Annotated in this window: 12 protein-coding genes; 1 reads left to right on the top strand and 11 read right to left on the bottom strand. The window is 55.6% G+C overall.

Annotated features, from left to right (window positions below; all coding sequences use genetic code 11):
* Positions 1-127: 127 nt before the first annotated feature.
* The 11 genes from JWF83_RS17920 to nnr all read right to left on the bottom strand — a co-directional run bounded on the left by JWF83_RS17920 (position 128) and on the right by nnr (position 12,489).
* The gene (locus tag JWF83_RS17920) at positions 128-1,426 is read right to left on the bottom strand and encodes an adenylosuccinate synthase (RefSeq protein WP_413651760.1); all 1,299 of its coding nucleotides are present in this window, start codon (positions 1,424-1,426) and stop codon (positions 128-130) included.
* A 123-nt stretch (positions 1,427-1,549) separates the two neighbouring features.
* Positions 1,550-1,750 carry a DUF2065 domain-containing protein gene (locus JWF83_RS17915; RefSeq protein ID WP_413651759.1) on the bottom strand — a complete coding sequence of 67 codons (201 nt, stop codon included), beginning with the start codon at positions 1,748-1,750 and terminating at the stop codon, positions 1,550-1,552.
* 72 nt (positions 1,751-1,822) lie between these two features.
* The gene (gene hflC / locus JWF83_RS17910; RefSeq protein ID WP_413651758.1) at positions 1,823-2,827 is read right to left on the bottom strand and encodes a protease modulator HflC; all 1,005 of its coding nucleotides are present in this window, start codon (positions 2,825-2,827) and stop codon (positions 1,823-1,825) included.
* 3 nt (positions 2,828-2,830) lie between these two features.
* A complete protein-coding gene (hflK, locus tag JWF83_RS17905; RefSeq protein WP_413651757.1) occupies positions 2,831-4,093 on the bottom strand; it encodes an FtsH protease activity modulator HflK in 1,263 nt (420 codons plus the stop codon).
* Positions 4,094-4,161: 68 nt separating this feature from the next.
* Positions 4,162-5,442, bottom strand: coding sequence for a ribosome rescue GTPase HflX (gene hflX / locus JWF83_RS17900; RefSeq protein WP_413651756.1), 1,281 nt, complete (start codon positions 5,440-5,442; stop codon positions 4,162-4,164).
* An 86-nt stretch (positions 5,443-5,528) separates the two neighbouring features.
* Positions 5,529-5,840 (bottom strand): RNA chaperone Hfq, encoded by a 312-nt coding sequence (gene hfq, locus JWF83_RS17895; protein WP_413651755.1) that lies wholly within the window; start codon positions 5,838-5,840, stop codon positions 5,529-5,531.
* A 103-nt stretch (positions 5,841-5,943) separates the two neighbouring features.
* Positions 5,944-6,894, bottom strand: coding sequence for a tRNA (adenosine(37)-N6)-dimethylallyltransferase MiaA (gene miaA / locus JWF83_RS17890; protein ID WP_413651754.1), 951 nt, complete (start codon positions 6,892-6,894; stop codon positions 5,944-5,946).
* Entirely contained in the window at positions 6,887-8,752 is a 1,866-nt protein-coding gene (gene mutL / locus JWF83_RS17885) for a DNA mismatch repair endonuclease MutL (protein ID WP_413651753.1), read from the bottom strand. Before mutL ends, miaA begins: the two co-directional genes overlap by 8 nt.
* 64 nt (positions 8,753-8,816) lie before the next feature.
* Positions 8,817-10,496, bottom strand: coding sequence for an N-acetylmuramoyl-L-alanine amidase AmiB (gene amiB / locus JWF83_RS17880; protein ID WP_413651752.1), 1,680 nt, complete (start codon positions 10,494-10,496; stop codon positions 8,817-8,819).
* Positions 10,493-10,969, bottom strand: a complete 477-nt coding sequence (gene tsaE / locus JWF83_RS17875; protein ID WP_413651751.1) for a tRNA (adenosine(37)-N6)-threonylcarbamoyltransferase complex ATPase subunit type 1 TsaE — start codon at positions 10,967-10,969, stop codon at positions 10,493-10,495. The genes amiB and tsaE overlap by 4 nt, the downstream gene beginning before the upstream one ends.
* Positions 10,966-12,489 carry a bifunctional ADP-dependent NAD(P)H-hydrate dehydratase/NAD(P)H-hydrate epimerase gene (gene nnr, locus JWF83_RS17870; protein WP_413651750.1) on the bottom strand — a complete coding sequence of 508 codons (1,524 nt, stop codon included), beginning with the start codon at positions 12,487-12,489 and terminating at the stop codon, positions 10,966-10,968. The genes tsaE and nnr overlap by 4 nt, the downstream gene beginning before the upstream one ends.
* Here nnr and queG point away from each other — a divergent pair.
* Positions 12,488-13,627 carry a tRNA epoxyqueuosine(34) reductase QueG gene (gene queG, locus JWF83_RS17865; protein ID WP_413651749.1) on the top strand — a complete coding sequence of 380 codons (1,140 nt, stop codon included), beginning with the start codon at positions 12,488-12,490 and terminating at the stop codon, positions 13,625-13,627. The genes nnr and queG overlap by 2 nt on opposite strands.
* Positions 13,628-13,757 lie beyond the last annotated feature (130 nt).

Raw genomic sequence — 13,757 nt, 5'->3', positions numbered from 1 at the left:
TAAACAACTATACCTGACATACTTCAGGGGGTATCGATAACGAAAAGAAAAAAGGCGGGAACCGGGATCGGCAGGAAGCAAGAAGTCTGACAGATAAAGGCCGGACAGTGTCCGGCCAGCACGAAGGTTATGCGTCAAACGGGTCGCGCAGAATCATGGTTTCGCTACGGTCCGGGCCGGTAGAAATAATATCAATCGGCACCCCGGTGACTTCTTCGACGCGTTTGATGTAATCGCGCGCTGCCTGTGGCAGACCGTCTAAGGTCTTCACGCCAAAGGTGCTTTCGCTCCAGCCTGGCATGGTTTCATAAATTGGCTCAATGCCTTCCCAGCCATCGGCTGCCAGCGGCGTGGTCGTCACTTCGCGACCATCAGGCATGCGGTAGGCGATACAGATTTTCACTTCTTTCAGGCCATCCAGCACGTCCAGTTTGGTCATGCAGAAACCTGACAGCGAGTTAATCTGTACGGCACGGCGAACAGCAACCGCATCCAGCCAGCCGGTACGACGACGACGACCGGTGGTGGCGCCAAATTCGTTGCCTTTCGCACACAGGAACTCACCGATGTCATCAAACAGTTCGGTAGGGAACGGACCGGCACCGACACGAGTAGAGTAGGCTTTCACGATGCCCAGCACATAATCAACATAACGCGGGCCGAGACCAGAACCGGTCGCCACGCCACCCGCGGTGGTGTTAGATGAAGTCACATACGGATAGGTACCGTGGTCGATATCCAGCAGGGTGCCCTGCGCGCCTTCGAACATCACCAGATCGCCACGCTTACGCGCGCCATCCAGCAGTTCAGAAACGTCAACCACCATGCCGGTCAGGATGTCGGCAATCGCCATCACATCATTCAGCACGGTATCGTAATCAACCGCTTCTTCTTTGTAGTAGTGCACCAGCTGGAAGTTGTGATATTCCATCACTTCTTTCAGTTTGGCGGCGAAGGTTTCTTTGTTAAACAGGTCGCCGACGCGCAGACCGCGACGCGCTACTTTATCTTCGTAAGCCGGGCCAATGCCGCGACCGGTGGTGCCGATAGCTTTGGCGCCGCGCGCTTTTTCACGCGCCACATCAAGCGCCACATGATATTGCAGAATCAGCGGACAAGCTTCAGAGAGCAGCAGACGTTCACGTACCGGGATACCACGATCTTCCAGGCCTTTCATCTCTTTCATCAGCGCAGCAGGAGACAGCACAACACCGTTGCCGATGATGCTGGTGACGTTTTCACGCAGGATGCCTGATGGAATCAGATGGAGGACGGTTTTTTCACCGTTGATGACTAGCGTATGGCCAGCGTTATGACCACCTTGATAACGTACAACGTATTTTGCACGTTCAGTCAGAAGGTCAACAATCTTACCTTTACCTTCGTCACCCCATTGGGTGCCCAGTACGACGACGTTCTTACCCATTTCTCAAAATCACCGATTGCTTAAAAATGGATTCTACCATCGTAATTTTCGTCTTTCAGCACTTTTAGCATACGATTGCGCAGTTTTTTTGCGCAGGGTGCATTTAGTAGCGTGGTGTGCAATTCACCCCTGGATATGGGCACTGATCATATAATAAATCACCACACCGGCCACCACCAGGCCACCGCCAAAGCGGCGTAATAAGTGATCCGGCAGTTGCGTCATTGACTGAATCATCGCGCGCCATACCCGGGGTAACAGCATCGGACCCAGCCCTTCCAGTACCAGCACTAATGCCAGCGCCATCCATATGGTTGCGTTCATTTTTTATTATTTCCATAAAAAAAGGCGGCATAAATGCCGCCCCTGGTGAGCCACTAATGGCGTCGCGGCTAATTAACGCGTCACGTTAGCAGGTGATTTCATATAACGGAAGAAATCACTATCCGGGCTGAGGACCATCACATCCTGATTGCTATTGAAGCTGTTATCGTAGGCACGCAGACTACGAATAAACGAATAGAAACCAGGATCCTGACTAAAGGCATCCGCAAACAGTTTGGCTGCTTCGGCATCGCCTTCACCACGGGTAATCAGCGCCTGACGCTGCGCTTCTGCCAGCGTACGGGTCACTTCGTAATCCGAGGTGGCGCGCAGTTTTTCTGCTTCTTCCTGACCTTGTGAACGCTGACTACGCGCTACCGCTTCACGCTCAGCGCGCATACGGTTGTAGATCGCATCCGAGACTTCCGCCGGCAGGTTAACCTGTTTGATACGTACATCAACCACCTGAATACCTAACGCCGCCATACTGTTCGGGTTAATCGCCGGCTCTTTGCTGTTGGTTTCGCTTTCCACGCGCTTGGCGACCGAAGCAATCGCATCATCCGCCGCCGGAGTGGCAATCTCATCATCAGAACCGGCACTACCGGTATTCAGCGCATCACGCACGTCGGTGGTCAAACGGCCACGCGAATCGGTAACGATGTCTTTTAAATCCAGACGGCCCATTTCAGAACGCAAACGGTCGCTGAACTTACGTTTTAACAGCACTTCCGCCTGAGAAACGTCACCACCACCGGTTGCCAGGTAGTAGCGGCTGAAATCACTGATACGCCATTTGATATAGGAATCAACGATCAGGTCTTTCTTCTCTTTGGTGATAAAGCGGTCAGCCTGGTTATCCATGGTCTGGGTACGGGCATCCAGCGTCTTCACCGACTCCAGGAATGGGATCTTAAAGTGCAGACCCGGCGCAAATACCTGGGGTTTATTCTCATCGTCGCGCAGAACCTTACCAAAACGCAGCACAATGCCGCGCTGGCCTTCCTGCACAACAAACAGTGACGCGTAAAGCACCACCAGCACAACAATCAATACTACGATTAATGGCTTACGCATCGCTTACTCTCTCCCTTCGCGCTGGGTATCGTTGCGCTGAGCATTCGCCCGGCGCTGATCCATGATGTTGTCTGGACTGAACGACGAACTGCTGCTGGCGCGGTCATTACTGCTGCCGGACGCTGGCGGCAGGCGCAACAGGCTGTTTGTGCTGCTGTCCTGAGTATTATTGGCTGAAGAGCCAGACTGACCACCGCGCATCAATTGATCCAGCGGTAGCACCATCAGATTGCCGCCCTTATCGTTAACCAGCACCTTGCGGGTATGGCTCAGAACACGTTCCATGGTTTCGATATACAGACGTTCACGGGTAATCTCCGGCGCCGCTTTATACTCCGGCAACAGTTTGGCAAAACGCGCCACTTCACCCTGCGCTTCCAGAACGGTACGTGCTTTATAAGCACGCGCTTCTTCCAGAATACGCTGCGCCTGACCGTTAGCACGTGGCTGAACTTCGTTAGAGTAGGCTTCAGCTTCACGCACATACTGTTCACGGTTTTCACGTGCGGCGATGGCGTCATCAAATGCCGCTTTCACCTCTTCCGGTGGACGCGCCGCCTGGAAGTTAACGTCGAGCAGGGTAATCCCCATATCGTACGGGCGAATCGTCTCTTCCAGTTCGCGCTGAGTTTCGCTACGAACCACGGTGCGCCCTTCCGTCAGGATACGATCCATGGTCGAACGCCCGATCACGCCACGCAGGGCGCTGTCCGTTGCCTGGCTCAGGCTGTCATCGGCATTCGTCACCGCAAACAGATAACGTTCCGGATTGGTCACGCGATACTGCACGTTCATCTCAACGCGTACCACGTTTTCGTCAGAAGTCAGCATCACACCTGATGCCGCCAGCTCACGTACCGCTTCGACGTTAACCGCACGTACCTGATCGATAAAGGTGGGTTTCCAGTTCAGACCAGGCTCGACCTGATGGTCGAATTTACCGAAGCGGGTAACCACGCCACGCTCGGCTTCTTTAATGGTATAGAAACCGCTGGCCGCCCAAACGACTACGGCAGCCACGGCAACGATAGTCACCAGGCGGCGCCCGCCGCGCCCTGGCGTTCGCTGACCGCCACTGTTGTCGTTGCTGCTTTTACCACCGCCCAATCCACCAAGCTTCTTGCTCAGTTTACGGAAGATATCATCAAGATCAGGAGGTCCCTTATCGCGCCCTCCCTTGTTTCCCCCAGAGTTGCCGCCTTGATTATTGCTGCTTCCCCACGGGTCGCGGTCCTGTCCGTTATTCCCGGGCTGATTCCACGCCATGTTTATACTCCATTAATTGTGTGTGCGGTGGTATCCCAGGCCGGGATACGCGTCTCAGGCAAAATCAGTTAAACAATGTAATCCACCAGCGCCGGTTCCTGTTTACATAACCGTCGCCAGTCAATAATCGGCATGCGTACATGTAAACCTACGCTGCCGTCATCTTCATTCCACTCTTTTTCTATCGCCTGCAACTGATAAAAGCGGCTACGTAACCGTCCCGCTTCCGGCGGCAGGCGTAAATCATACTGCGCGATCTCACCGGCCAGGCGCTCGGTAAGAGCCTGGAAAAGCAACGGTACGCCAACCCCCGTCTGCGCCGATAACCAGACCCGAATCGGCAGATTTTCATCGTTGCGATCGATACGTGGTTCAAAATCCTCCAGCATATCGATTTTGTTCATCACCAGTAACGTCGGGATTTCGTCAGCTTCGATCTCTTCGAGGACAATATCAACCGCTTCAATGTTTTCATCAACGCGCAGATCGGCAGCGTCAATGATGTGCAGCAGCAGCGCCGCCTGACGCGTCTCCTGCAGAGTGGCTTTAAATGCCGCGACCAGATCATGCGGCAGGTGGCGAATAAAGCCCACGGTATCCGCCAGCACGACTTCACCGACGTCCGCGACGTCGAGACGACGCAGGGTTGGATCGAGCGTGGCAAATAACTGGTCGGCCGCATACACATCGGCCGCCGTAATACAGTTAAACAGTGTGGATTTACCGGCGTTGGTATAGCCCACCAGCGACACCGTCGGCACATCGGCCTTGGCGCGTGCTTGTCTGCCCTGATCGCGCTGTTTTTCCACGCGCTCAAGACGAGAAAGAATCAGGCTAATGCGGTTACGCAGTAAGCGACGGTCAGTTTCCAGCTGAGTTTCCCCCGGACCGCGCAGACCGATACCGCCTTTCTGCCGTTCAAGGTGCGTCCAGCCGCGTACCAGACGCGTGGCAAGGTGGCGCAGCTGTGCCAGCTCGACCTGCAATTTACCCTCATGGGTGCGGGCGCGCTGGGCAAAAATATCAAGGATTAAGCCGGTGCGATCGATCACGCGACACTCGCACAGACGCTCAAGATTTCGCTCCTGAGCCGGGGTTAAGGCGTGATCAAATAACACCACCGATGCGCCACTGGATTTTACCGCATCGGCAATTTCGACTGCCTTTCCTTCACCGACAAAATATTTGGGATGTGGAGCCTTGCGACTGCCTGTAATCACATGCAGCGCTTCGACGCCAGCGGAAGAGACCAGAGTTTCAAACTCCATCAGGTCTTCCATATCTTTGTCTTGCGAGAAATAGATGTGAACCAGGACGGCCTGCTCACCGGCATCGTAACGGTCAAACAAGCGTAGGACCTCTCATTATAAATAGGACCGGGACGGGGACCTCAGTCAATATAGAACTCCCCGTCCAGGCTGAACGGCAAACGCGCTTACTCAGCGTTCTCACCGTCTTGTTGTGGCTGCGAAGGTGCAGTCGAAGTACCGCCGTGATGATAGCTGCTGCTGCTTCCGCCACCGGCATTGTTGCTATGGTGGGAAACAGGACGGGACGGAACAACGGTAGATATCGCGTGCTTATAAACCATCTGGCTGACCGTGTTTTTCAATAAAATAACAAACTGATCGAAAGACTCAATCTGACCCTGCAGTTTGATACCATTCACCAAATAAATCGAAACCGGAACACGTTCACGACGCAGTGCGTTCAAGAACGGGTCTTGCAATGATTGCCCCTTAGCCATTCTGTCTTTTCCTTATATGCTTGTTGTTTGTTACTTAAGAACCCTGAGGCTCTGAAATACTACGTAAAAAATTCGCGCACGATAACGCACCAATTGTACACAATCACCCATGCTTCGCACTAAGAACCTGTAATACCGCATCACGGGCTAAATCAGGCTGTTCGCTATCAAGCCAGTGAACATTCTGCCAGCCACGTAACCAGGTTAACTGACGCTTGGCTAACTGCCGGGTCGCGCAAATTCCCCGATAAACCATATCGTCGTAATCGATTTCACCAGCCAGGTACGACCACATCTGGCGATATCCAACACAACGAATGGAAGGCAAGTCCGTATGCAAATCTTCTCGTGCAAACAGTGCCCGAGCCTCCGCTTCAAAACCTGACGCTAACATCTGCTTAAAACGCTGTTCAATACGTTGGTGTAACAATTCGCGACTCGCGGGGGCGATGGCGAACTGACTGACCTCGTAAGGCAAAGCTTCGCCCGATGTTTTTGTCAGCTCCGTTAAAGTTTTACCCGAAATAAAAAAAACTTCCAGTGCTCGCGAGAGTCTCTGGGGATCATTCGGATGAATACGACTACCAGCAACGGGATCTATTTCACATAATTGACGGTGTAAGGCTTCCCAACCTTTTTCACTCGCCATCTGCTCAATACGCTGACGCACTTCCGGGTCGGCCGAGGGCAACGGCGACAACCCATCCAACAACGCCTTGTAATAGAGCATAGTACCACCAACAAGCAACGGAATTCGGCCTTCACGACTAATCTCCGCCATTTCTGCTAATGCTGCTCGCCGAAACTCCGCTGCCGACCAGGCTTGCGAAGGATCCAGCATATCCAGCAATCGATGAGGCGCCTGCGCTAACTCCTCTGCGGACGGCTTGGCGGTGCCAATATCCATCCCGCGGTAGATTAACGCAGAATCAACGCTTATCAGCTCAACCGGCAGATGTTTGCGTAACTCAATGGCTAACGCCGTCTTACCGGAGGCCGTCGGCCCCATCAAAAAAATTGCCTTAGGCCGGCTTACCATGGTTCTGTCACTCATGCTTCAGGGCGTTCAGCGCCGTATCAATATCGATCGGTTGCACTAATCCGGAAGGTGGCGATTTAATCAACGCCGGACAGAGTCGTTCGACCTCTGCCAGCAACGCAATCGCCTGCGAGTGATTCCAGTGCGGATGTTCTGCCATTGCGTGGCGTACCAGCCATTGTGCAACCGAGGCTGGCGCAACATCCTGCTGCCTGGCGAGATAGCCTAACAGTTCTGGAATCAAGTTTTGTAAATTTTGTTGGCGTAATGGTAAAGGCACGGCGCGTAACGTCACATGCTGCGCCTCAACCTGCAAATCAATGCCCATCATGGTTAATAATTCGGCAAAACGGCCGCTCGCCTCGCGTTCCGGCTTCGCCATTTTTAACCGCAGCGGAATTAATAACGGCTGAGGTTTTAGCCCGTCGCTGCCGGGATCGAGCTGCGCCTGCTTCAGCCAGCGCTCGGCGATCGGCAGCGCCAGCAGAGCCAGTCCGCTGCCGCGCTCAATCAGCGCATACTGCTCGCGCACCACCGTCAGCACCCGGCCAAAGCTCTGGCTGTGGGCATCCAGCGGTTGGTCCTGCGCCGTCGCCGTGGGCGCCGCCGCTTCGCGCGCGCGCGCTGGTTGCGGGGTTTTCAGCAGTTGCTGATATACCGCCCCTTCGCGCGGCTGATACCCCGGTTCCTGACGTTGCCAGTGACTGTGGCCCGCGCCACCACCCGCGTTTTTCGGCGCGGCGGCAGCGGGGGACGGCGTGGCCGGGACGGGAGACGGCGTGGCAAAGTGATTCGTCCCGGCCGCCGGACGGTTTTCCGCCTGCCAGCGTTCTGGCGGCGTTTCCGCGGCGCCCGCCAGCGTCAGGCGCTCCGCGCCGCTCTCCTGCAGTACACTCAGCACGCCCTGATAGATAAAATCATGTACCAGCCGCGACTGATGAAAGCGCACCTCATGCTTGGCCGGATGGACGTTAACATCCACCTGGTGCGGGTCAATCTGCAAATAGAGGACATAAGCCGGCTGATGGTCGTCGCCCAACTTATCCTGATAGGCCTGACGAATAGCGTGGTTAATTAACCGGTCGCGCATCATGCGGCCATTGACGTAGCAATACTGCAGTTCCGTCACCTGACGTGAGCCCGCCGGATCGGCGACCCAGCCACGCAGATTCAGATCGCCATGCTGCCACTCAATTGCCAGCGCGTGCGTCATAAAGGCGCTGCCGCAGATGGCGCCCAGCCGCCGTTCCTGCTGGCTGGTGTCGGTGACGCCACGATACTGACGTACCAGTTTGCCGTTATGGGTCAGCGCAATGGCAACATCAAAACGCGCCAGCGCGATACGCCGCACCACTTCATCAATATGGGCAAACTCGGTTTTCTCGGTGCGCATAAACTTGCGCCGCGCCGGGGTGTTGTAAAACAGATCCAACACTTCCAGCGTGGTGCCCACCGGATGCGCCGCCGGCTTCACCGTTACCGCCATCTCGCGCCCTTCGGCATACGCCTGCCAGGCTTCGCTTTGTGCTGCGGTACGTGAGGTTAAAGTCAGGCGTGAAACCGAACTGATACTGGCCAGCGCTTCGCCGCGAAAGCCAAGGCTGACAATCGCTTCCAGATCGTCGAGGGTGGTGATTTTACTGGTGGCATGACGCGCCAGCGCCATCGCCAGCTCATCTTTATTAATACCGCAGCCATTATCGCGGATGCGAATCAGTTTGGCGCCACCCTTTTCGATATCAATATCGATGCGCGTGGCCCCGGCATCCAGGCTGTTTTCCACTAACTCTTTAACCACCGACGCCGGACGCTCAACGACCTCGCCCGCCGCGATTTGGTTAGCCAGTTGAGGAGGTAACACCTGAATGGGCATAGTTTATCCTTTGGGAAAATGGCGCGCCGGGCAAGACGGGAGGCATTACTGCCTCCCCTGCGGTTTATGATGCGGGAATGGTCAGCGTCTGTCCCAGCATCACATTGGAACTTTTCATATTATTCGCCTGCATAATGGCTTTCGAGCTCACGCCATAACGGGCGGCAATGGTGGTCAGCGAGTCGCCGCGCACCACTTTATGTTTCTTTGGCTTACTGTTGTCCGCCGTCGAACTGTTGCTGGCGCCAGCCGGGACTTTCAGCCGCTGCCCGACCCAGACCACATCCTTTTTCAGTTTATTCAGTGAACGCATGGTCGCCATACTGACGCCATAGTGCTCAGCAATTTCTGATAAGGTTTCGCCGCGTTGTACCACATGGCGCTTTGTTGCGCCGCTATACAGCGTGGGTTCCGCAGCGACGTTGGCTTCGACGTTAACTGCCGCTGCGGATTGCAACGGCCGGTTTTCCTCCTTTGGGGAGGACTGTAGCGGGTGTGACAGAAAGTAGTTGCGTAGTCCCTTATAAATCGACTCGGCAATCTTCTCCTGATACGCGCTACTGCCAAGCAGTCGCTCCTCCGAAGGGTTACTGATAAAGCCGGTTTCCACCAGCAGAGACGGGATATCTGGCGAACGCAATACGCCAAGGCTGGCATGCTCCGGCCGACGTTTATGCAGCGAACCGACGCGTTGTAACTGAGCAATCACTTTCACCGCCACGTCATAGCCGACGCGCTGCGAGTGACCGAACTGCAAATCCAGCACCGCCTGGCTCAGATACGGATCGGCCTGACTGTTGGCCAGCAGATCGCCGGCGCCGCCCAGTAGCTCTGACTGCTTCTCATGCTGTTCCAGCCAGCCTGCCATCTCACTGTTGGCGCGCCGGTTCGACAGTACCCAGACTGACGCCCCGGTAGCGCTGCGATTCGGCGCGGCGTCGGCGTGAATCGAGACCAGCACATTGGCATTCTGTTTACGCGCCACGTCTGAGCGGCCCATCACCGAAATAAAGTAGTCGCCATCGCGGGTCAGCACCCCTTTAAAAATCGGGTCGTCATTCAGTAAACCTTTCAGCTTACGGGCGATGGCGATAGTGACATTCTTCTCTTGCAGACCGTTAGGCCCAATCGCCCCCGGATCCTGACCACCATGTCCGGCATCGATCGCCACCACCACCGTGTCATCAGCGCTAATACTGCGGCCTGGCGCCACGCGGGTGCTGCTGCTCACCGCCGTCACTTTATTGCCATCAAACGGATTCCCTGCCGGTTCATTCGGCACGCTGGAGGTCACCGGATTGGCACGGGATACGCTGCTGATTTCCGCCGGGGGCGGACTGCTGCGTTTGGCGGCTTGCGTACCACTGATGGTAAACACCACCTTGTAATTACTGCCGTCGCGCTGGGTAACCGCGCGGGTATGCGCCGGCTGAGTCAGTTCCAGCACCAGCCGGATGCTCTGGCTATCTTTGGCGGTACTGGAGCGAATACGGCTGACGATATTGTTGCCGCTAAAGTTCAGCGGCAACCCTTTAATCACCCCGCTCTGACGAATATCCAGCACCACCCGGTCGGGCCTGCTCAGCGGAAAGAAGCCATAAACCGGTTGTCCGTTAAAGCTCAGAGTCACCGTCGCCTTACTGTCGCCATTCGAAACCTGAATATCCGACAGATTGGCGGCAAAGGACGACCATGAAACCAGACAACATGCCAGTATCAACGCTAATTTAACGCGAAACATCATGAGCGATCCTTGTTCGCGGTAAACCGCTGCAGCATAGCGGCTCCGGCAGGAGAGACGGCTGTGATTTCAGCCCGCCGCGCCTGCGCCTGATAGTGCAGATGCAAAGCTAAATCTGGCGGCGGCAACACGCCTTCCCCCTGTTGCGGCCATTCAACCAGACAGATAGTGTCTTCAGCAAAATAGTCACGAATGCCCATGAACTCCAGTTCTTCCGGATCGGCCAGGCGGTAGAGGTCAAAATGATAAACCGTACGCACTGGCAGCGTATAGGGTTCAACCAGCGTATAAGTCGGGCTTTTAACATTGCCCTGATGGCCCAATGCCTGTAAAAAACCGCGACAAAAGGTGGTTTTCCCGGCACCTAAATCGCCATAAAGATGGATGACCGCCGCGCTGTCGCAGACGCGGGCCAGTCGGGCCCCCAGTTCGAGGGTTGCTGCCTCATCGGGCAATGCGATAACACTGGTATTCATGCTTTAGTATTCGAGATCTCAGGATTAACAAACAGGTACAGCTCGGAAAGCAGATCGGTTGCTAACATCCCGCGCATGCCATAACGCGCGGCTCTGGCGTCAGCGGCGGCGCCATGCACCACACAACCGGCGCAGGCAGCATCATACAATGAGAGTTTTTGTCCTGACAGTGCGCCGATAATACCGGAAAGCACATCGCCCATGCCGCCGCTGGCCATACCGGCATTGCCGACATCGGCAAAGGCGATATCGCCCTGCTCGCTGGCGATTATGGTGCCGGCGCCTTTCAGCACTACCACGCCGCCATAGCGTTTTACCAGGCGCTGCGCCGCATGTAAGCGGTCACTCTCAATTTCAGCTGTTTTGACGTTTAGCAACCGTGCGGCTTCGCCCGGATGCGGCGTAATCACCCGATTCTGACGCTTATCCGGGCTGATTGCCAGCAGGTTAAGCGCATCTGCGTCCCAAAGCATCGGTTTCTGGCTATTTTCCACCTTTTTCAGCGCCTTCTTACCCCATTCCCCCTGGCCAAGACCTGGACCGATAACAATCACATCGGCCCATTCCAGCCCGTCATCCAGGGTTTGGCCGTTGAGATCCTGCACCATCAGTTCCGGCCTGGCGGTCAGCAGCGGGGCAATATTCGTTTGGTGAGTAAGTACTCGCACCAAACCAGCGCCGGCGCGCAGCGCCGCCTCTCCAGCCATGCGAATCGCGCCGGCCGTGCCGTGGTCGCCGCCAATAATCAATAAACGACCATTATCGCCTTTATGTGAAGTGGCGCGCCGTGGTTTTAGCCAGCGGGATAATGACTGCGCATCGTAACGCGCCATCGGCGCCAGCTGTGTCGCCAGCCATGGCGCCAGCCCCAGCGCGTGATAGTGCAGTTTGCCGACATAATCCCGCGCTTTACCGGTCAGCAAACCCGGCTTAAGCGCGATAAAGGTTAAGGTCTCCGCCGCCTGCATCACTTCCCCGCAGGCAGAACCCGTAGCGGCCTGCAGACCTGAAGGGATATCGACGGCAAAAACCGGCGCATGATGCCGGTTAGCTTTGACGATTAATCCATCGTAAGGCGCCTGCGCTGGCCGATTTAAACCGGTGCCCAGCAGCGCATCGACAATCACCTCCACCTGCGCCGGCCACAGGGCGTCGGCGGCATGAATCAGTCCTCCCGCCGCCAGCCAGGCATCACGCGCCGCCTGCGCCTCTTCCGGCAGCGCTTTGTTGCCTTCGCAGGCCAGCAGCGTCACCGTCAGGCCCGCCGCCTGCGCCAGCCGCGCCACAATATAGCCATCGCCGCCGTTATTGCCGTGACCGCATAGGATCAGCCAGTGCCTTGCCGCAGGCCAGCGCCGGTGAATATGCTCAAATGCCGCGCCACCGGCGCGTTGCATCAGCTCAAACAGCGTAATGCCGAGGCCATCGGCAGCCGATATCTCCAGTTGGCCCAGCGCCTGCGCAGGCCAGACAGAGTGTGGTAAACTGGATTGATTTTCTTTTTGGTTATGGTCAGTCATGTCGCACCCTCTCGATCTCCATCAGCTTGCTCAGGATATAAAACAGTGGGGACTGTCGCTCGGTTTTCAGCAGGTCGGTATTTGTGATACCGATTTAACGCCGGAAGAGCCCCGCCTGCAGGCATGGCTGGACAAACAGTACCATGGCGAAATGGACTGGATGGCGCGCCATGGCATGATGCGTGCCCGTCCGCATGAACTGTTGCCCGGCACGCTGCGTGTTATCAGCGTGCGGATGAACTATCTGCCAGCCAAAGCGGCTTTCGCCAGCACGCTGAAAAACCCGCGTCTGGGCTATGTGAGTCGTTATGCGCTGGGCCGTGATTATCACAAAGTATTACGCAATCGCCTGAAAAAGCTTGGCGATATGATACGCGAACGCTGCGGCGACACCCAGTATCGCCCGTTTGTCGACTCGGCGCCGCTACTTGAGCGCCCACTGGCGGCCAAAGCAGGTTTAGGCTGGACCGGCAAACACTCTTTGATACTTAATCGTGAAGCAGGTTCCTGGTTTTTTCTTGGCGAGCTGTTAGTCGACATTCCCCTGCCGGTGGATCAGCCACAGCAGGAGAACTGTGGTCGTTGTGTTGCCTGTATCACCACCTGCCCGACCGGCGCGATTGTCGAACCCGGGGTGGTCGATGCGCGGCGCTGTATCTCTTACCTTACTATTGAGCTGGAAGGCGCCATTCCGCAAGAGTTTCGCCCACTGATTGGCAACCGGATTTATGGCTGTGATGATTGTCAGCTGATTTGTCCATGGAATCGCTACGGCCAGCTGACTGATGAAGATGACTTTAGTCCACGCGCAGTGTTGCATGCTCCGCCGCTGACTGAGCTGTTTGCCTGGGACGAAGCCACCTTTTTACGCATTACGGAAGGTTCTGCCATTCGCCGTATTGGTCATCTGCGCTGGTTGCGCAATGTCGCCGTAGCGCTGGGTAATGCGCCTTATGATAAGGAAATTACCACGATACTGGCGTCGCGACTGGGCGAAAACCCGATGCTGGATGAACATATCCACTGGGCGGTAAGTCAGCAGCAGGACAAACGCGCCGCATACGCGGTAGAAGTGCAACGCCCACAGCAAAAACGACTGGTTCGCGCCATTGAAAAGGGATTACCGCGTGATGCATAAGCGTACAATTAATTACGCAACTGACAGAAAAACGTTTTCCACACGCTGTGAATAAAAATAAAAAATCGTTGTCATTCAACCGTCACAGACACCACAAGTGATCCAGGTAACAAATTGGAATAATAATTTT

The organism is Pantoea sp. B65 (assembly GCF_047308185.1).
Taxonomy (GTDB): Bacteria; Pseudomonadota; Gammaproteobacteria; order Enterobacterales; family Enterobacteriaceae; genus Erwinia.
The sequence above is the reverse complement of the archived record's forward strand: the minus strand, read 5'-3'. Positions and strand labels throughout refer to the sequence as shown.

Excerpts from the sequence above, each read along its gene's own strand:
- miaA (WP_413651754.1), bottom strand. The coding sequence starts at position 6,894 with ATGAGTGACAGAACCATGGTAAGCCGGCCTAAGGCAATTTTTTTGATG.
- hflC (WP_413651758.1), bottom strand. The coding sequence starts at position 2,827 with ATGCGTAAGCCATTAATCGTAGTATTGATTGTTGTGCTGGTGGTGCTT.
- hfq (WP_413651755.1), bottom strand. The coding sequence starts at position 5,840 with ATGGCTAAGGGGCAATCATTGCAAGACCCGTTCTTGAACGCACTGCGT.
- JWF83_RS17920 (WP_413651760.1), bottom strand. The coding sequence starts at position 1,426 with ATGGGTAAGAACGTCGTCGTACTGGGCACCCAATGGGGTGACGAAGGT.
- queG (WP_413651749.1), top strand. The coding sequence starts at position 12,488 with ATGTCGCACCCTCTCGATCTCCATCAGCTTGCTCAGGATATAAAACAG.
- tsaE (WP_413651751.1), bottom strand. The coding sequence starts at position 10,969 with ATGAATACCAGTGTTATCGCATTGCCCGATGAGGCAGCAACCCTCGAA.
- JWF83_RS17915 (WP_413651759.1), bottom strand. The coding sequence starts at position 1,750 with ATGAACGCAACCATATGGATGGCGCTGGCATTAGTGCTGGTACTGGAA.
- nnr (WP_413651750.1), bottom strand. The coding sequence starts at position 12,489 with ATGACTGACCATAACCAAAAAGAAAATCAATCCAGTTTACCACACTCT.
- amiB (WP_413651752.1), bottom strand. The coding sequence starts at position 10,496 with ATGATGTTTCGCGTTAAATTAGCGTTGATACTGGCATGTTGTCTGGTT.
- hflK (WP_413651757.1), bottom strand. The coding sequence starts at position 4,093 with ATGGCGTGGAATCAGCCCGGGAATAACGGACAGGACCGCGACCCGTGG.
- mutL (WP_413651753.1), bottom strand. The coding sequence starts at position 8,752 with ATGCCCATTCAGGTGTTACCTCCTCAACTGGCTAACCAAATCGCGGCG.